Here is a 17,831-nt window from a genome sequence, read left to right on the forward strand (position 1 = left end):
GCGGTGGGCACTCTTGTGACGCTGCACCTGCCACCCGGTTCACCGGTCGTCGGCCTGCCGTGGGTGATCACCATCGGCGGCCTCGGCGGCGACGAGGACGACGACTGGGATCCGGTGGTCTGCGGCCCGTACGAGCGGGACCACGCACTGGCACTGGCCCGGGCCGTGGTGGCCGACGACGACCTGATGGCGGTGGTGGAGCCGATGATGCCGCTGGACGGTGTGGAGGCGATCCGCGCGGAGATCGCGCTGGCCCGCGACCCGGCGTCCGGCCCGGACCCCGAAGAGGCGGACGCCGCCGCCGCGCCGGTGCTCGAGGAGGCCCCGGAGCCGGCCGAGGTGCGGGCCGGCTGGCGCCGGATCAGCGAGCGGCTGACCCACTGAGATACTTCCCGGGTGGTGATCAGCAAACGGTGGGCGGCGTTCCTCGTCGGGGTCGGCGTGTGGACCTGGGTGATCTGGCCGAGGTTCGGTGTGGCGATCTGGAAGGACGACAGGTCCTTCGCGGACGGCATGCCGACCTCATTTTTGTGGGTGCACGCGTTGTTGATCGTGGCGTCGCTCACTATTGGCACTGTCGTCGGTGTGCTGGGTGTGCGAGCCTGGCGGGCAGTACGGCCATAAGTCATTCCGTATGTAAATTCGGAGCACCTCTGACCACCCCAGATGCCCGTTTACAGCCGTAACAACGTGATACCGAAACGGGCTGAACGCCGATCCGGGATTGCAACCAGGTAACGGACAACGAACAGTCCGGAACGATCACCTGACGGGGCGTTTAGCCCCGGCTACGCTGCCGTCCTTAGGTTCACCGAGCGGGTCGGTGTGCATGGAAGAAGGAGGGCGTCTTGCGCCCAGTACGTGGGAAGCGGATCCTGGCGATTCTCGCGGCAGGTGGGCTGACGCTCGCTGCCGCAGCCTGTGGTGACGCCCCTGAGGAGACTCCGAGCGGCTCTTCGAGCAACGCTGCCGCTGCCGCATACAAGGCTTGCATGGTCACCGACACCGGTGGCATCGACGACAAGTCGTTCAACGCTTCCGCCTGGGCCGGTCTGGAGGCCGCCAAGGCCGAGGCCGGCAACGTCGACCCGAAGTACGTGGCGTCCTCCTCGGAGGCCGACTACGAGCCGGGCCTGCGCAGCTTCGTGAGCCAGAAGTGCAACTTCATCCTGGCGGTCGGCGGCCTGATGGGCGGCTCCACCACCAAGGTCGCCAAGGAGAGCGCCGACTCCCAGTTCGGCATCGTCGACAGCGGCAGCGAGAGCCCGAACGTCTTCCCGATGCAGTTCGCCACCCACCAGGCCGCGTTCCTCGCCGGCTACCTGGCGGCGGGCTACACCAAGTCGGGCAAGGTCGCGACGTACGGTGGCATGAACATCCCGCCGGTCACCATCTTCATGGACGGCTTCGCCGACGGCGTCGCGCACCACAACTCCACCAAGGGCACCAAGGTTCAGGTGCTGGGCTGGGACAAGGCGAAGAAGAACGGCAGCTTCGCCGAGAGCTTCGTCGACCAGAACAAGGGCAAGAGCATCACGCAGACCCTGGTCTCGCAGGGCGCCGACATCATCATGCCGGTCGCCGGTGGCACCGGTCTGGGCACCGCCCAGGTCGCCAAGGACTCCGGTGGCAAGACCGCGGTCGTCTGGGTCGACCAGGATGGCTGCAAGAGCGCTGAGCAGTACTGCGACGTGTTCCTGACCACTGTCGTCAAGAACATCGAAGAGGCTGTCAAGGAGGCCGTCGTCGCCGGCGCCAAGGGCGAGAAGCTCGCCGCCACCCCGGGCTACGTCGGCACCCTGGAGAACAACGGTGTCGGCCTCGCGCCGTACAACCAGTTCGACTCGAAGGTCGACGCCGGCCTCAAGGCCGAGATCGAGAAGCTCAAGACGGACATCGTCGCGGGCACCATCAAGGTCGAGTCGGCCAACGCACCGGCCTGATCAGCAGTTAGGTAGCATCTCGGCCGCCGCGCGGCCACGGGAACGTTCCCGTGGCCGAGCGGCGGCTCGTGTTCGATTCGCTGTCCCACCCCTCTTCAGTTGGCCTTACCGAACCGGGAGATTCCGCTGAAACTCGAACTGCGCGGCATCACCAAGCGCTTCGGCGACCTGGTGGCCAACGACCACATCGACATCACTGTCGAGCCGGGCGAGGTGCACGCCCTGCTCGGCGAGAACGGCGCCGGCAAGTCGACGCTGATGAACCAGCTCTACGGCCTGCTCCAGCCGGACGAGGGCCAGATCGTCGTGAACGGCGAGCCGGTTGTCTTCCGCAGCCCCCGGGACGCCATCGCCGCCGGCATCGGCATGGTTCACCAGCACTTCATGCTGGTGCCGGTCTTCACCGTGGCGGAGAACATCGCGCTCGGCAGCGAGGAGGTCCGCGGCGGGCCGCTGGGCTGGCTGGACCGCCGCCGCTCGCGCCGCGACGTCATCGAGACCTCCGAGCGGTACGGCCTGCCGGTCGACCCGGACGCGCTTGTCGAGGACCTGCCGGTCGGCGCGCAGCAGCGCGTGGAGATCGTCAAGGCGCTGACCCGCGAGGTCGACCTGCTGATCCTGGACGAGCCGACCGCGGTGCTGACCCCGCAGGAGACCGACGAGCTGCTCGCCGTGATGCGCTCGCTCACCGCGATGGGCAAGTCGATCGTCTTCATCACCCACAAGCTCAAAGAGGTCAAGGCGATCGCCGACCGGATCACCGTGGTCCGGCGTGGCAAGATCGTCGGCACCGCGTCCCCGGACACCAGCGAGGACGAGCTCGCCGCCCTGATGGTCGGCCGCGCGGTGAGCCTGGAGGTCGCCAAGACCCCGGCCGAACCCGGCCGCAACGTGCTCAAGCTCGCCGGCCTGGTGGTCGACGACGACCGGGGCGTGCGTGCCGTCGACGGCGTCGACCTGGAGGTCCGGGCCGGCGAGGTGCTCGGCATCGCGGGCGTGCAGGGCAACGGGCAGACCGAGCTGGTCGAGGCCGTGATGGGCCTGCGCGAGGTGCGGGCCGGCTCGGTCGAGCTGGACGGCGAGAGCCTCGCACCGCTGAGTACCAAGCAGATCCTTCGCTCCGGCGTCGGTTACATCCCCGAGGACCGCAGCCACGACGGCGTGGTCAAGGAGTTCTCCGTCGCGGAGAACCTGGTCCTGGACATGTACGACCGGTCGCCGTACGGCAATGCCTTCAAGCGCGACCTGGGCAGTGTCGGCAGCAACGCCCGGGAACGCGTCGCGGAGTTCGACATCCGGTGCCAGTCCCCGGACACCCCGGTCGGCACCCTCTCCGGCGGCAATCAGCAGAAAGTGGTCGTCGCCCGGGAGATGTCCCGCCCGCTGCGGCTGTTCATCGCCTCGCAGCCGACCCGCGGTGTGGACGTCGGCTCGATCGAGTTCATCCACGGCCAGATCATCCACGAGCGCGACCAGGGCACCGCGGTGCTCGTGGTCTCCAGCGAGCTGGACGAGGTGGTCGGCCTGGCCGACCGGATCGCGGTGATGTACCGCGGCCGGATCCTGGCCATCGTCTCGCCGGACACCCCGCGCGAGGAGATCGGCCTGCTGATGGCCGGCATCACCGGAACGGGCGGCGACGCGCCGGAAGAGGGGACGAAGTGAGCACCGAAACGACTCCCGAGGCGCCGGCCAAGAAGGACGAGGCCGAGGAGTCCTTCCTCAGCGCCTTCACCCGGAACCTCTGGGCGGCCAACACCGTCACGGTCACGGCCCTGTCGATCCTGCTGGCGTTCGTCATCGGCGCGATCCTGATCATCGTGTCGGACGCCGAGGTGCTGGCGCAGTTCGCGTACTTCACGGCCCGCCCGGCGGACGCGCTGAGCGCGAGCTGGCAGCTGGTCAGCACCGCCTACTCCGACCTGCTCAAGGGCGCGTTCGGTGACCCGGAGGCGTTCTCCGCCTGGTTCAACGGCTCGGGCACCTGGCAGGACGCGTTCGCGCCGCTCTCCGAGACGCTCACCTACGCGGCGCCGCTGGTCTTCACCGGTCTCTCGGTGGCGCTGGCGTTCCGCGGCGGCCTGTTCAACATCGGCGCGCAGGGCCAGGCCGTGATCGGCTGCGTCACCGCCGGTGTGGCCGGTTTCGCGTTCGGCCTGCCGATCGTGCTGAACCTGGTGGTGGCCATCGTCGCCGGCGCGCTCGGCGGCGCGCTCTGGGGCTTCATCCCCGGCATCCTCAAGGCGCGGACCGGCGCCCACGAGGTGATCACGACGATCATGCTGAACTACACCGCGGCGCTGTTCCTCTCCTGGCTGGTGCTCCAGAAGGGCGTGCAGGACCCGAACCGCACCGACGCGATCAGTAAGGCGATCGACGAGTCGGCCCAGCTGCCCTCGTTCGGCGGCGTTCTCCGCGTGCACCTGGGCATCCTGCTCGCGGTGGCGGCCACGGCCGGCGTCGCGTGGCTGCTGAACCGCTCGTCGTTCGGTTTCGAGCTGCGGGCCGTCGGCGCGAACCAGCACGCCGCGCGGACCGCGGGCATCAGCGTCGCCAAGACGTACGCGCTGCTGATGGCGATCGCCGGTGGTCTCGCCGGCCTCGGCGGCGCCACCCAGGTCCTCGGCACGGCGTACGCGCTGACCCCGGCGGTGGCCGGCAACATCGGCTTCGACGGCCTGCTCGTCGCGCTGCTCGGCCGCAACAAGCCGTGGGGCACCCTGTGGGCCGCCCTGCTCTTCGGCGCGCTGCGGGCCGGCGGCAACCGGATGCAGTCGTACGCCGGTATCTCGCTGGAGCTCGTCACCGTACTCCAGGCATTGATCGTCATCTTCATCGCCGCCCCCGCCCTGGTCAAGGCGATCTTCCGACTTCGCGCCACCCGCCTCGTGCGGCCGGGCGCCTCGCTGGCGAAGGGCTGAGACATGTCGACGGCAACCGTGGAGGAGACCTCCGTAGTCGTGGCGCCGGAGCCGTTCTGGACCCGGCAGCGCCGCCTCGGCCTGACACTCGTCCTGATCGGCCTGCTGGCCGCCGTCCTGTTCGGCGCGCTCGCCCCCAGCGAGCAGGCCCGGTTCACCCTGAGCGACGACGCCGAGGGCGCGGCCCTGTCGATCAACGGCCAGCTGGGCGCGGTGCTCTTCGGCATCCTGACGATCGTGGCCGGTGGCGTGCTCCTCGCCGGCCTGGCCAAGCGCCGGCAGACCGCCCTGCTCGGGCTCGGCATCCTGACGTTCGTCCTGTCGTTCCTCTGCTGGCAGGTGGCGGGCAAGTTCATGCCGCTCGTGGACACCACCAGCGGCACGATGCAGCTCGCGCTGCCGCTGATCCTGGGCGCGCTCGCCGGTGTGCTCGGTGAGCGGTCCGGCGTCGTGAACGTGGCGATCGAGGGCCAGTTCCTGATGGGGGCGTTCGCCGGCGCCCTGGTCGGCACGATGGCCACGAGCGTCTGGGCGGGCCTGATCAGCGCGGCCGTCGGCGGTCTGATCATCGCGGCGATCTTGGCCGTGCTGTCGATCCGCTACCTCGTCGACCAGACCGTGGTCGGCATCGTGCTGAACCTGTTCGCGCTCGGCGTCACCGGCTTCCTCTACGAGCGGCTGATGCAGAACGACGCGAGCGCCTACAACGAGCCGCCGCGGCTGCCCGAGTGGCGGATTCCGGGACTGGCCGACATCCCGGTGCTCGGCCCGGTGCTGTTCGACACGAACCTGCTGGTCTGGGTCGCGCTGCTGCTCGTCGTCGCGATCCACTTCGGGCTCACCCGGACCCGCTGGGGCCTGCGCACCCGCGCTGTCGGCGAGCACCCGACGGCGGCCGACACGGTCGGCATCCGGGTCCGCGGCCTGCGCTACCTGAACGTGCTGATGGGCGGTCTGGTCGCGGGCATCGGCGGCGCCTACTTCACGCTGGTGGCGACCGGCAGCTTCACCAAGAACATGACGGCCGGCGCCGGCTTCATCGCGCTCGCCGCCCTGATCTTCGGCCGCTACACGCCGTTCGGTGCGCTGGGTGCCGCGCTCTTCTTCGGCTTCGCGCAGAAACTGGCGACCTACCTGAGTGCGGTCGGCAGCCCGGTGCCGAGTCAGTTCCTCAACATGCTGCCGTACCTCGCGACGATCATCGCGGTGGCCGGCCTGGTCGGCCGGGTACGTGCGCCGGCGGCCGACGGTCTCCCGTACGTCAAGAGCTGAAACACACCGCCGAGAGTCAGGCAGAATCAAGATCATGGAGATCGACTGGGCGGGGCTGCGTGCCTCCGCCATCGAGACGATGCGGCGTGCCTACGTGCCGATATCCGACTTCCCGGTCGGGGTGGCCGGCCTGGTCGACGACGGCCGGGTCGTGGTGGGCTGCAACGTGGAGAACGCGTCCCTGGGCATGACCCTGTGTGCGGAGTGCGGCCTGGTGAGCTCGCTGCACTCCACCGGAGGCGGCCGCCTGGTGGCGATCTCCTGCGTGGACGCCACCGGTTCCCCGCTGATGCCGTGCGGCCGCTGCCGCCAGCTGCTCTGGGAGCACGGCGGCCCGGACCTGCTGGTCGAGGCGCACCCGCGGCCGCTGCGGATGACCGAGCTGCTGCCGCACGCCTTCGGCTACGAGGACATGGAACGGGTGACCGGCCCGGCCGGCGGCTCCGAGGTGCCCGCCGAACTGGCGAAGTGGCGCGGCCGCGGCACGGTCTTCGTGCACCCGGACATCTCCGGTGGTGAGACGATCTGGACCGCCTACTGGGAGCGTTCGTCGGGTGAACCCGGCAGCGCCGAGGAGAAGGGCATCCTGGAGGAGGGCCCCAACTTCGCGGCCGCCTCCGCCGCCGTGGCCTGGGGCCTGGTGCGTACCCCGCGGATCGTGGTCGTCGACGCCGAGGGCGGCCTGTCCTGGGCCGGCGAGGGTGACGCGCCCGAGGGCATTGCCGGGCGCTGGGAGGACAAGGCGTGAGTGCTTTTACAGCTGTTGATGTCATCCGGGCCAAGCGGGACGGTCATCAGCTCAGTGACGCCCAGATCGACTGGGTGGTCGACGCGTACACCAAGGGTGTGGTCGCCGACGAGCAGATGTCCGCGCTGGCCATGGCGATCCTGCTGCGCGGCATGACCCCGGCGGAGATCGCCCGGTGGACCGCCGCGATGATCGCCAGCGGCGAGCGCCTGGACCTCTCCTCGGTCTCCCGGCCGACCGCCGACAAGCACTCCACCGGCGGCGTCGGCGACAAGATCACGCTGCCGCTGACCCCGCTCGTCGCGGCATGCGGGGTGGCCGTGCCGCAGCTCTCCGGCCGCGGCCTCGGCCACACCGGCGGCACCCTCGACAAGCTCGAGTCCATCCCCGGCTGGCAGGCCCGCCTCTCCAACGAGGCGTTCAAGAATCAGCTTCAGGACATCGGCGCGGTGATCTGCGCGGCCGGCGAGGGCCTCGCCCCCGCGGACCGCAAGCTGTACGCCCTGCGCGACGTCACCGGCACGGTGGAGGCCATCCCGCTGATCGCCAGCTCGATCATGAGCAAGAAGATCGCCGAGGGCACCGGCGCGCTGGTGCTGGACGTCAAGGTCGGCTCCGGCGCGTTCATGAAGGACCTGGAGACCGCCCGCGAGCTGGCCCGGACCATGGTGCGGCTCGGCAAGGACAGCGGAGTCACCACGGTCGCCCTGCTCACCGACATGAGCACCCCGCTCGGCCTGGCGATCGGCAACGCCAACGAGGTCGCCGAGTCGGTCGAGGTGCTCGCCGGCGGCGGCCCGGCCGACGTGGTCGAGCTGACCCTGGCCCTGGCCCGGGAGATGCTGGCAGCCGCCGGTGTGGACGCCGACCCGGAGAAGGCGCTGACCTCCGGCGCCGCGATGGACACCTGGCGCGCCATGATCCGGGCACAGGGCGGCGACCCGGACGCACCCCTGCCGACGGCGGCGCACACCGAGGTGCTGCGGGCCACCGAGGACGGCGTGGTCAGCTCGATGGACGCGTACGGGATCGGGATCGCCGCCTGGCGCCTCGGCGCCGGCCGGGCCCGCAAGGAGGACCCGGTCAGCTTCGGCGCCGGCGTGCAGCTCAAAGTCCGGCCGGGTGACCGGGTCCGGGCCGGTGACGTCCTGCTGGAGCTTCGCGCCGACGACGAGTCCCGGATTTCGGCGGCCCGCGCGGACGCGGCCGGGGCGATCGTCATCGGGTCCGACCGGCCCGCCTCTCCCGGGCTGCTGCTGGACCGCATAGCCTGACCGACCATGACGAAGGCCGCCCCCGATCCCCGCGCGGTCCGCGAGGCCAGTCTCGACGAGCTCGCGCGGCTCGACCTGCCCCTGCCCCCACTGGCGTTCCCGCTGGTCTGGGAGCCGGGTGACACGGTCGAGCTGCGCCCGGTCGCGGAACTGGAGGCACGGGCCGCGGTGCTGCACGTCGTCGTCGCCAGGTGTTTCGGCATGCCCACCGAGGCGGCGATGAGCTGGCTGCTGGGCTCCCACCTGGTCGACCTGGTCACGCCGCCGGAGTGGCAGTTCGTGATCGGGGCGAAGGGCGACCACCGCTCGTTCGTCCTGCACCACGACGCCGTCTTCGCGCTGGCCTGGCTGCTCGGTCTCAGCCGGCACCTGGACCCCACCGTCCCGCCGGACGACGGGCTGATGACGCAGATGCCGGACCTGCCGGCCGGTGAGACCTTCGGCAGCTGGCGGTCCCGGTCGCTGGTGGCGCCCCGGGACCCGGCCGAGGCGGCCGTGCTGCTGGACCTCTACTACTGCCTGGACTGGGCGTTCCAGGAGTCGGAGCAGAGTGGGCGGTCGCTGCCGGGCGAGGTGGACAGCAACGCGATCGGGCAGCGGCGGTGGGCGCTGGAGTGGGCGGTCGTCTTCTCCGGGCCGTACCACGACAAGCCCGCCGAGTGGGAAGAAGTCGATCTGTCAGTCTGACGTGGCCGGCTTGTCGTCCGTGATCGGCTTTCCGCCCGGGACGGGACGGTAGACCGCCACGTCGACGGCCGCGGTCACCGTGACCGGGGTGTCCGGCACGGCGGCCGGGTCGACGTGCCGGGCGCTCGGCGTCATCCCGATCAGGACCCGCGCCTCTGCCGGGGTGAGCCGCAGCCGGCGCCGGTGCGTGCCGCTCGACGCGAGGGCGAAGTGCTCGCCCAGGCTGCCCCGCACCCGGGCGGCCTTGTCCGGGTCGACCGAGATCAGGCCGTGCGCGGCGATCAGCTCGGCCAGGTGGTCGGCGGCCGGGGTGACCACCAGCAGCACACCGCCCGGGCGCAGCACCCGGTGGAACTCGGGCCCGTTGCGCGGCGCGAAGACGTTCAGCACCACCGCCGCCGAGGCGTCCGCGACCGGGAGCGGCCGCCACAGGTCGGCCAGCACGGCCGCGGCCCGCTCGTGTGCCCGGGCCGCACGGCGCAGCGCCGGCTTGGACACGTCCAGACCCAGGCCGGTCGCCGCCGGTGAGCCGTCCAGGAAGCGGGCCAGGTAGTCGCCGGTCCCGGTGCCGGCGTCCAGCACGAGACCGTCGGTGTGGTGTCCGGCGAGCGCGTCGGCGATGAAGGTGTAGTGCCCGGCGGCCAGGAAGGCGGCCCGGTCGGCCACCATTGCCGCGGTGTCCCCGGTGTGCGGCAACCGGCCGGCGCTGAGGTCCGCGTACCCCTGCTTGGCCATGTCGAAGCTGTGCCCGCGCGGGCAGCGCAGCGCCCGCTCGGCGCGGGCGAGTGGTCCGCGGCACACCGGGCATCGCAGATACGGGATTGCGCCGTCGATCATCGGGTGGTTCCCTCTAGGCTCTTCTGATGGCTGGCATCACGCACTCGGACATCGTCAAGGCACCGAAGGTTCTGCTCCACGACCACCTGGACGGCGGTCTGCGGCCGGCCACCATCGTGGAGCTCGCCGCGGCCATCGGCCACGAGCTGCCCGCCCAGGACCCGGAACGGCTCGGCGAGTGGTTCGTCGCGGCGGCCGACTCCGGTTCGCTGGAACGGTACCTGGAGACCTTCGCGCACACCGTCGCGGTCATGCAGACCGTCGAGGGCCTGCACCGGGTCGCCAAGGAGTGCGCGCTCGACCTGGCGGCCGACGGGGTCGTCTACGCCGAGGTCCGGTACGCCCCGGAGCAGCACCTTGAACGCGGCCTGACCCTGGACGAGGTCGTCGACGCGGTGCACGCCGGTTTCCGGGACGGCTGCGCCGAGGCGGCGGCGTCCGGCAGCCCGATCCGGATCGGCACCCTGCTGACCGCGATGCGGCACGCCGCCCGCTCGCAGGAGATCGCCGAGCTCGCGGTCCGCTACCGGGACGCCGGCGTGGTCGGGTTCGACATCGCCGGCGCCGAGGCCGGCTTCCCGCCCACCCGCCACCTCGACGCCTTCGAGTACCTGCAGCGCGAGAACGCCCACTTCACCATCCACGCCGGCGAGGCGTTCGGCCTGCCGTCGATCTGGGAGGCGATCCAGTGGTGCGGCGCCGACCGGCTGGGTCACGGCGTGCGCATCGTCGACGACATCACCGGGCCGTCGGCCGGGCCGAGCGCGGCGACCGCGACCGGCGGCACGCAGTCGGCGCCGCCGGTGCTGGGCCGGCTGGCCTCCTACGTGCGGGACAAGCGGATCCCGCTGGAGCTGTGCCCGTCCTCGAACGTGCAGACCGGCGCGGCCGCCTCGATCGCCGAGCACCCGATCAAGCTGTTGCACGATCTCCGGTTCCGGGTGACGGTGAACACCGACAACCGGCTGATGAGCGGCACGTCGATGTCGCGGGAGATGGCGCTGCTGACCGAGGCCTTCGGGTGGGGCTGGATGGAGTTGCAGTGGCTGACCATCAACGCGATGAAGTCGGCGTTCATCCCGTACGACGAGCGGCTCGTGTTGATCAATGAAGTGATCAAGCCGGCGTACGCCAAGCTCGTCGCCTGACACCGCCCTAAGTCCGGCTTTTCGCCCTTTTTCTCGGATACGGACGAACGTACGTCAAAAGAAATCGACGGTACGGCTTCGCCCATCCACCGTTCGGTTAGACTGCCGCCTGCAAACTCGGCAGAAACCGGCATCTCGCCTTGCCGATCGCGGCGAACCGAGACATCGTCACTTCTATCGCGATCGACTACGATCGGGACCCGGTCGGCCTGCATCCACCCCCCGCAGCAGCCCGGCCGAGTGAGTGACCTTGAGAGATGTGCAGCTCTACACGCAGTGATAGTGGACCGGCGATGTCCAACTCCGAAGTTGCAACATCGCGTCACACAACCGGTCCGTGTCCGCCTGCCCTTTCTCTTTGACACTTGTCGTGATGGAATCTCGGGGGCCCGACCCGGCGAGTCGGTCGTGCGCGGTGCCCGGCGAGCCGAATGCCGGGGCCCGAATCAGGAGGACGGTGACGTGAGCAAGCGCCCCAAGGCGGCGAACGGCGTCATGTCGCGTCTGCGTCGGCCGGCTGGCCGACTGCGAGACCTACCGATCTGGTCGAAACTCGGCCTGATCATGCTGGTGCCCACGGTGGCGACGATCATTGTCGGCGTCGACGGCCTCGTTGACCACATCGAGGAGGCGAGCAACGCCGAGCGTGCCCGCACCCTGTCGGTGCTGTCCGAGGCGGCCGGTGGTCTTGTCGACCACCTGCAGTCCGAGCGGACCTACGGCATCATGGTGGCGCTCGCTAAAGACGCCAACAACAAGCCCGCCGCCGATGCGGCAGTGAAGCTCTACAACGGCGAGCACGGCTCGGTCGACTCCGCCAAGGCGCCCTACGTTCAGCAGAAGGGCGCGCTCGAGGACGTCCCGGGCAACGTGGGCGACCTGCTCGTTCGCCTGGACAACAACCTCGAGGACCTGCCGGCTCTGCGGAGCAAGGTCGCGAACGGCCAGGTCAACGAGTCCGGCGTCAAGGAGAGCTACAACCGGCTCATCGACGACCTGCTCCAGGTTCGTGACTCCTCGGCCCAGCTGTCCACCGACCCCGACCTGAGCAACCACCTGCGCGCGGTGGCCGCGGTCGCCGAGGCCAAGGACTACATCGCTCAGCAGCGGTTCATCGGCCACGAGATCCTCGCCGAGGGTGAGCTCGACAACGGGCTCCGGCAGAACTTCCTCGGCACCCAGACCGGTTACGCGCTCGCCACCAAGACGCTGCAGGCCATCGGCACCGACACGGAGAAGCAGTTCTTCGACAACACGGTGACCGGTCTGACCGCGCAGGCTGCGACCAACCTGACCGTGCCGCTGATGGCGCTGCAGGGCGACAACATCAAGAACATCCCCTTCACCACCGCCGGGTGGGAAGAGGCGATGAAGGGCTACAACGAGCTCTTCCGCCAGGTCGAGATCGAGTTCGACAAGAACATCGTTGCCGAGGCCACCACGCTGCGCGACGACACGAACCGCCGGGTCTTCCTGGAGACCAGCCTGCTGCTCGCGCTGCTCCTGCTCGGCATCCTCTTCGCCTGGCTGGTCGCCCGCTCGATGGCGCGCTCGCTGCGTGAGCTGCGTCAGGGTGCCCTCGCGGTCGCCCAGTTCGGCCTGCCGCACGCGGTGAGCCGGCTGCGTGACCCGGCGCTCTCCGCGTCGCTCACCCCGGCACAGGTCGCCGACCAGATCGCCGAGCCGCTGCCGGTGCGCAGCCGTGACGAGTTCGGCCAGGTGACCGAGGCGTTCAACGCGGTTCACCTCGAGGCCGTGCGAACCGCGGCCGAGCAGGCCGCACTCCGCGCCTCCGTCGCGACGATGTTCGTCAACCTCGCCCGCCGTTCGCAGATCCTGGTCGACCGGCTCATCGGTCACCTGGACCGGCTGGAGCGCGGCGAGGAGGACCCGGACCGGCTGGCCGAGCTCTTCCAGCTCGACCACCTCGCCACCCGGATGCGCCGCAACGACGAGAACCTCCTGGTCCTCGCCGGTGCCGACTCGACCCGTGTGCAGCGGGAGCCGGCCGCTCTGATCGACGTGCTGCGCGCCGCGCAGTCCGAGGTGGAGCACTACACCCGCATCGAGTTCGGCATGATCGACCGGGACATCGAGGTCGCGGCGCACGCCGTGAACGACATGGTCCACCTGGTCGCCGAGCTCTTCGACAACGCGACAGCCTTCTCGCCACCCAACTCGAACGTGCTCGTCGAGGCTCGTCTGCTGGGCGACAACGCGGTGCTGACGGTCGAGGACCACGGCATCGGTATCAGCCGCGAACAGCTGCGGGACCTCAACGAACGGCTCGCCAACCCGCCCACGGTGGACGTCGCCGTCTCCCGGATGATGGGCCTCGTCGTGGTCGCCCGGCTGGCCAACCGCCACGCCGTCCGCGTCGAGCTGCGTCCCGCCGACCGTGAGCGGGGCACCGTGGCCGAGGTCGGCCTGCCCGCCTCGGTGCTGGCCGCGGCGGCCTCCGCCCGCGTCCAGTCGATGCAGTCGGCCGTCGGTTTCGACTCCGGCCCGCCGCCCGCCATGCCCTCCTTCGGCGAGCCTCTCGCCCTGGAGAGCGGCAACGGCGGCTTCAACGGCGGTGGTGGCAACGGCGGCTTCAACGGTGGTGGTGGCTTCAACGGCGGCGGCCGTCCGTTCGAGCCGACCAACGGCACGAACGGTTCCGTACCCGCCTGGTCCGACCTGACCGGCGCCGCACCCACCGGGTTCGGTGGCCTGAACGGCAACGGCGGCCAGGCGAACGGGAACGGCTTCGCCAACGGCTTCCACGGCCCGCGCAGCAACGAGGTCATCCCGCCGCTGCCGTCCGCACCGCAGGGCTTCGCCGATCTCGACGAGCTCGCACAGCGGCGCAACGGCGAGTTCCCGCGCCCCGAGGGCGACACCGGCAACGGCTTCGGTGCGGCCATCCCGCGCCAGCTGCCGGCCAACCCGGAGAACCTGGGCCGCAACCCGTTCGTGCCGCCGGTGTCCGCGCCCCCGGTCCCGCCGGTCTCCGCGCCGCCGGTGTCCTCGGCGCCGCCGTTCGCACCGCCGGTCTCCGCGGCCCCGGCCGCGCCGATCTCGGCCGCGCCGATCTCCGCGCAGCCGGAGCAGCGCAACCCGTTCGCGGAGCCGGAGCAGCGCAACCAGTTCGCCGAGCCGGAGCAGCGCACCCCGTTCGCCGAGCCCGAGCAGCGCACCCCGTTCGCGGCGGCACCGCCGGCCTGGCCGCCGGTTGCCGCCGACCGCGAGCAGGGCGCGACCCCGCACGTGCCGCAGAACCTCGCCGCCGCGCTCGACATGACGGCCGAGATCCCGCGTTACCGTCCGGACAACTTCGAGCCGCAGCCGCAGGTGGCCCGCCCGACGAACCCGCAGACGGCCCCCGTGCCGTCCTCGGCGCCGCCGGCACCCACCAGCAGCGACGACGCATCCGCCGACGCGGCCCGCGCCGGGCACGAGGCGGCCACCGCCCAGGCCACGGAGGCGCAGGCCACCGCTGCCGCGCAGATCGCCGCGGCGCAGGCCTCGGCACGTCAGCGCGAAGGCTCGGTCCCGTTCGCCGACGAGACGATGGAACTCCCCATCTTCCGGGAGCTCGAGTCGGCGTGGTTCACCACGACGCACCCGGGCGACCAGACCGACACGGCGACGCCCACCGTTTCCGGCTCGGGTGACGAGTCGGTCGTCTCGCGCCGGATTCCCACCGGCGAACCGACCCGTTCGGCCGGCGTGCCGCAGCAGGCCGGTTCCCCCGAGTCGCGTGAGCTCGACACCGCGACGGTCGGCGCTGCCGCGTCTGCCGCCGCCGGTTCCTACAGCAACGGGAGCAGTGCGGCCCCGTCGAGTCCGTGGCAGACCGCGGCCGACGACGGCTGGCAGGCGGCCCGTGCCGCGGCTGAGGCACAGGTTGAGACCACAACCACGGCGGGCCTTCCCAAGCGCACGCCGATGGCGCAACTCGTCCCCGGCGGTGTCGACCGGGGCGGTAACTCCGTCCAGCGCCGTACTCCTGAGGGGGTCCGCGGTCTGCTGTCCGCGTACCACCGGGGTGTTCAGCGCGGTCGCACCAAGGAACAATCGACCAACCTGGAGGAGACTCCGGGCGGGCAGCAGCCCTCGCAGGCTGGCAAGGAGCATGAGGCATGACATCTACGCAGGATCTCGGTTGGCTTCTCGCCAACTTCGCCGACCGCGTTCCCGGGGTCGCGCACGCGATCGCGGTCTCCGCCGACGGCCTGCTCCTGGCGGCCTCACGGGACCTTCCGCGGGACCGTGCCGACCAGCTGGCGGCCATCGCGTCCGGCCTGGTATCCCTCACCCAGGGTGCCGCGCGTTGCTTCGAGGGTGGTGCCGTTCTGCAGACGGTCGTCGAGATGGACAATGGATTCCTGTTCCTGATGTCGATCTCCGACGGATCTTCGTTCGCCGTTCTCGCGGCGCGCAGCTGTGATGTCGGACAGGTGGGCTACGAAATGGCCCTTCTGGTCGACCGGGTCGGCGAGGCTCTGACCCCCGCGCCGCGTTCGGCGGCCGGGGTACTGGGCTGAGACGGGCAGTGAGCCGACCCAGTCGGCTACTGTCAGAAACCTTGACAACCAATACACTTCGAGGGGCCGAGGGAGGGGTTGACGGTGACTATGCCTGAACGCGATGAGCCGACCGGTGCGCTGGTCAGGCCGTACGCCGTGACCCGCGGTCGGACCCGTCCGAAGCTTGAGATAGCGCTGGAAGCGCTGGTCGAGACAACCGTGCGCGGCCGTTCTGGAATGAACCGCGGCGGGCAGGGTGGAAGCGAGCATCAGTACATCGCGGCGATGTGTGACGGCGGGCGCGTTCAGTCGCTCGCTGAGATCGCCGCACGCATGCAACTGCCGCTCGGTGTGGCACGTGTGATTGTCGCGGACATGGCCTCCGATGGCCTGCTCGCGGTTTACGAGCCCACCTCGCTCGAAGACGAGACCGACGCGGTAGGCACGGAACTGCTGGAAAGGGTGCTGAGTGGACTTCGCAGGCTCTGACATGTCCCGTCCCGCTGCGGGACGCGTGACATCGGCGAAGATTGTCATCGCCGGTGGCTTCGGCGTCGGCAAAACGACGCTGGTGGGGTCGGTCTCGGAGATCACCCCGCTTACCACCGAGGCCATCATGACCTCGGCCGGTGTGGGGGTGGACGACAACCGGCAGGTACCGGGGAAGATGACCACCACTGTGGCCATGGACTTCGGCCGGATCAGCATCGACCGGGACCTGATCCTCTACCTGTTCGGAACACCTGGCCAGACGCGTTTCTGGTTCATGTGGGACGAACTGGTCCGGGGCGCCATCGGTGCTGTGGTCATGGTGGACACGCGTCGGCTCGCCGACTGCTTTGCCGCCATCGACTTCTTCGAGCACCGTCGCCTTCCCTACCTGATCGCGATCAACTGCTTCGACGGCATGCAGTACCACAACGCGCAGGACGTTCGGGACGCTCTGGCGATCTCGAGCGACGTGCCCGTCGTGAGCTGCGACGCCCGCAACCGCGAGTCGACGAAGAACGTACTGATCTCCCTGGTGGAGTACGTTCTGACCATGCGTCGCTCGCGCGCGGTAGCGCCCGCCTGACAGACGGTTGAAGCCCCGCTCCGGTCGCCGGAGCGGGGCTTCCGCATACCCGAAAACGGTCCGATTCCACCCCGATCGGTCGACCGGCCGCGGCCGGCCCGACCGGTCGACCGGCCGGCCGCCCCGATCTGCTGGTCGGCTGGCCGCCCCGATCGGCTGGTCTGCCGGCCGGCCCTGGTTCGCGCCGCCGTTCGCGCGGCTTCGACCACGTCGCGGCACCGTTGGCCGGCCGCTGTCTTCCTGCGCGTCTTCCACACCGGCTTCAACGAGCAGGGCACAGCTGCGGCGTGCCCTCTCGCTTCGCGTGGCTGCCTGATTTCTCCGCAATGTCCTGCGGGGCGCGTGGGTTCAGCTCACTCGGGACGATGTTCGTCGGGCGCCGGCGCATGGCGAGCGGAGCCCTCCTCGTCTGCGGTGCGCAGGGGTAGGTGCGTCGTGGAGTGGAGGCCGGGGTCCGCTTGGCGCCTTGACCAATGACGTTCACCGGGCCGGCCAGGTGAACGTAACGGGCCGCTGCGGTCCTGGCTCCCTGGCGGGCTGCTCGCATTTCGACCGACCTCCGCCGGTCGTGTCCATCCGATGCCGGTCGTGTCCATCCGACAGCTGCACGGGCGGGTCAGTGCGCGGGATCGTGCTGATGGGTTGTCCGAAGGCGCTCTCAACCACGAGCCAGCCCGGCCGGCTGTCACTCAGGGCTGGTTGCGGCGCTGTTTGGCAGCCGTGGGTGACAGCCGGGGTGGGTTGGCTGTCGCTCATGGTTGGGTGGAGGGCTCTCTGGCAGCCGTGGGTGACAGCCGGGGTGGGTTGGCTGTCGCTCATGGTTGGGTGGAGGGCTCTCTGGCAGCCCTGAGTGACAGCTGGGTGCGATCAGCTCGTGCGGGACTGCAGCGGTTGGCGCTTCGCGGTCCTGCGAGGAGTGTGCGGGGATCAGGGACCGGGCGTCACTGCTGCTTCGTCCGGCTGGGAATCACCGTGTGCGCTGACCCGGGCCGACGGTCATGGTGAGGTCCGCATCGACGTGGGCGGTCTCGGGATCGTCCGGGTCAGCGTCCTCGGCCGGGCTGGGCTGACGTGGCGCGGTTGGGCGGGGCGCTGAAGTGCCACGGTGAAGGTGGGTGCTGATGTGGTGCGGTCGGCGTGGGTGCTGATGTGGTTCGGTCGGGGTGGGTGCTGGTCTGGTTCGGTCTGGTGGCGCCTGGTTGGGGTTGCTCTCAGTTGCGGGGGACGCCGAGTGGCAGGCCGGCCAGGAGGGGCGGCAGCTCGGTGAGTTCGTCGATGCGCAGGGCTGTGTCGCCGCTTCCTGAAGAGTGACCCCGTAGGGATCCGGGAAAGTTGACCCCCTTCCTCCTTGATCTTGGAAGGGGTGTTGAAGGTGGAGGACTGGGCTGAGATCCGTCGGCTGCATCGGGCCGAGG

Annotated in this window: 15 protein-coding genes; 14 read left to right on the top strand and 1 reads right to left on the bottom strand. The window is 70.2% G+C overall.

Annotation, left to right across the window (positions count from 1 at the left end):
* Window positions 1–3 precede the first annotated feature (3 nt).
* The 9 genes from LPA41_RS03105 (at window position 4) to LPA41_RS03145 (ending at window position 8,845) form a co-directional block, all read left to right on the top strand.
* Complete coding sequence (locus LPA41_RS03105) at window positions 4–384, top strand: hypothetical protein (RefSeq protein WP_229068043.1); 381 nt, start codon at window positions 4–6, stop codon at window positions 382–384.
* A gap of 12 nt (window positions 385–396) precedes the next feature.
* Entirely contained in the window at window positions 397–624 is a 228-nt protein-coding gene (locus tag LPA41_RS03110; protein WP_229068044.1) for an SCO4848 family membrane protein, read from the top strand.
* A 224-nt stretch (window positions 625–848) separates the two neighbouring features.
* Complete coding sequence (locus LPA41_RS03115; protein WP_229068046.1) at window positions 849–1,943, top strand: BMP family protein; 1,095 nt, start codon at window positions 849–851, stop codon at window positions 1,941–1,943.
* A gap of 99 nt (window positions 1,944–2,042) precedes the next feature.
* Window positions 2,043–3,608: an ABC transporter ATP-binding protein gene (locus tag LPA41_RS03120; protein ID WP_255689037.1), complete on the top strand. Its 1,566-nt coding sequence runs from the start codon at window positions 2,043–2,045 to the stop codon at window positions 3,606–3,608.
* Window positions 3,605–4,864: an ABC transporter permease gene (locus tag LPA41_RS03125; protein ID WP_229068048.1), complete on the top strand. Its 1,260-nt coding sequence runs from the start codon at window positions 3,605–3,607 to the stop codon at window positions 4,862–4,864. Before LPA41_RS03120 ends, LPA41_RS03125 begins: the two co-directional genes overlap by 4 nt.
* Window positions 4,865–4,867: 3 nt before the next feature.
* Window positions 4,868–6,136, top strand: a complete 1,269-nt coding sequence (locus LPA41_RS03130; RefSeq protein WP_229068049.1) for an ABC transporter permease — start codon at window positions 4,868–4,870, stop codon at window positions 6,134–6,136.
* A 34-nt stretch (window positions 6,137–6,170) separates the two neighbouring features.
* On the top strand, window positions 6,171–6,884 hold the full coding sequence (locus LPA41_RS03135; protein WP_229068053.1) for a cytidine deaminase: 714 nt from the start codon (window positions 6,171–6,173) through the stop codon (window positions 6,882–6,884).
* Complete coding sequence (locus LPA41_RS03140; RefSeq protein WP_229068055.1) at window positions 6,881–8,158, top strand: thymidine phosphorylase; 1,278 nt, start codon at window positions 6,881–6,883, stop codon at window positions 8,156–8,158. The genes LPA41_RS03135 and LPA41_RS03140 overlap by 4 nt, the downstream gene beginning before the upstream one ends.
* A 6-nt stretch (window positions 8,159–8,164) precedes the next feature.
* Complete coding sequence (locus LPA41_RS03145) at window positions 8,165–8,845, top strand: DUF4272 domain-containing protein (protein ID WP_229068060.1); 681 nt, start codon at window positions 8,165–8,167, stop codon at window positions 8,843–8,845.
* On the opposite strand, the gene LPA41_RS03150 is transcribed toward LPA41_RS03145, so the two are convergent.
* A complete protein-coding gene (locus tag LPA41_RS03150; RefSeq protein WP_229068061.1) occupies window positions 8,837–9,682 on the bottom strand; it encodes a putative RNA methyltransferase in 846 nt (281 codons plus the stop codon). The genes LPA41_RS03145 and LPA41_RS03150 overlap by 9 nt on opposite strands.
* Before the next feature lie 26 nt (window positions 9,683–9,708).
* On the opposite strand from LPA41_RS03150, the gene LPA41_RS03155 reads away from it, so the two are divergent.
* The 5 genes from LPA41_RS03155 to LPA41_RS03175 all read left to right on the top strand — a co-directional run bounded on the left by LPA41_RS03155 (window position 9,709) and on the right by LPA41_RS03175 (window position 16,416).
* Window positions 9,709–10,830 carry an adenosine deaminase gene (locus LPA41_RS03155; protein WP_229068063.1) on the top strand — a complete coding sequence of 374 codons (1,122 nt, stop codon included), beginning with the start codon at window positions 9,709–9,711 and terminating at the stop codon, window positions 10,828–10,830.
* Window positions 10,831–11,292: 462 nt separating this feature from the next.
* Window positions 11,293–14,958, top strand: a complete 3,666-nt coding sequence (locus LPA41_RS03160) for a sensor histidine kinase (RefSeq protein WP_229068064.1) — start codon at window positions 11,293–11,295, stop codon at window positions 14,956–14,958.
* The gene (locus LPA41_RS03165; protein ID WP_014447580.1) at window positions 14,955–15,359 is read left to right on the top strand and encodes a roadblock/LC7 domain-containing protein; all 405 of its coding nucleotides are present in this window, start codon (window positions 14,955–14,957) and stop codon (window positions 15,357–15,359) included. Before LPA41_RS03160 ends, LPA41_RS03165 begins: the two co-directional genes overlap by 4 nt.
* Before the next feature lie 90 nt (window positions 15,360–15,449).
* Window positions 15,450–15,830 carry a DUF742 domain-containing protein gene (locus LPA41_RS03170; RefSeq protein ID WP_014447579.1) on the top strand — a complete coding sequence of 127 codons (381 nt, stop codon included), beginning with the start codon at window positions 15,450–15,452 and terminating at the stop codon, window positions 15,828–15,830.
* Between the two features lies 1 nt (window position 15,831).
* Entirely contained in the window at window positions 15,832–16,416 is a 585-nt protein-coding gene (locus LPA41_RS03175; protein ID WP_229068131.1) for an ATP/GTP-binding protein, read from the top strand.
* Window positions 16,417–17,831: the final 1,415 nt, after the last annotated feature.

The organism is Actinoplanes sp. DH11 (assembly GCF_020873875.1).
Taxonomy (GTDB): Bacteria; Actinomycetota; Actinomycetes; order Mycobacteriales; family Micromonosporaceae; genus Actinoplanes.

Coding starts and splice junctions, on each gene's coding strand:
- LPA41_RS03130 (WP_229068049.1), top strand. CDS start 4,868: ATGTCGACGGCAACCGTGGAGGAGACCTCCGTAGTCGTGGCGCCGGAG.
- LPA41_RS03155 (WP_229068063.1), top strand. CDS start 9,709: ATGGCTGGCATCACGCACTCGGACATCGTCAAGGCACCGAAGGTTCTG.
- LPA41_RS03145 (WP_229068060.1), top strand. CDS start 8,165: ATGACGAAGGCCGCCCCCGATCCCCGCGCGGTCCGCGAGGCCAGTCTC.
- LPA41_RS03175 (WP_229068131.1), top strand. CDS start 15,832: ATGTCCCGTCCCGCTGCGGGACGCGTGACATCGGCGAAGATTGTCATC.
- LPA41_RS03135 (WP_229068053.1), top strand. CDS start 6,171: ATGGAGATCGACTGGGCGGGGCTGCGTGCCTCCGCCATCGAGACGATG.
- LPA41_RS03165 (WP_014447580.1), top strand. CDS start 14,955: ATGACATCTACGCAGGATCTCGGTTGGCTTCTCGCCAACTTCGCCGAC.
- LPA41_RS03170 (WP_014447579.1), top strand. CDS start 15,450: ATGCCTGAACGCGATGAGCCGACCGGTGCGCTGGTCAGGCCGTACGCC.
- LPA41_RS03150 (WP_229068061.1), bottom strand. CDS start 9,682: ATGATCGACGGCGCAATCCCGTATCTGCGATGCCCGGTGTGCCGCGGA.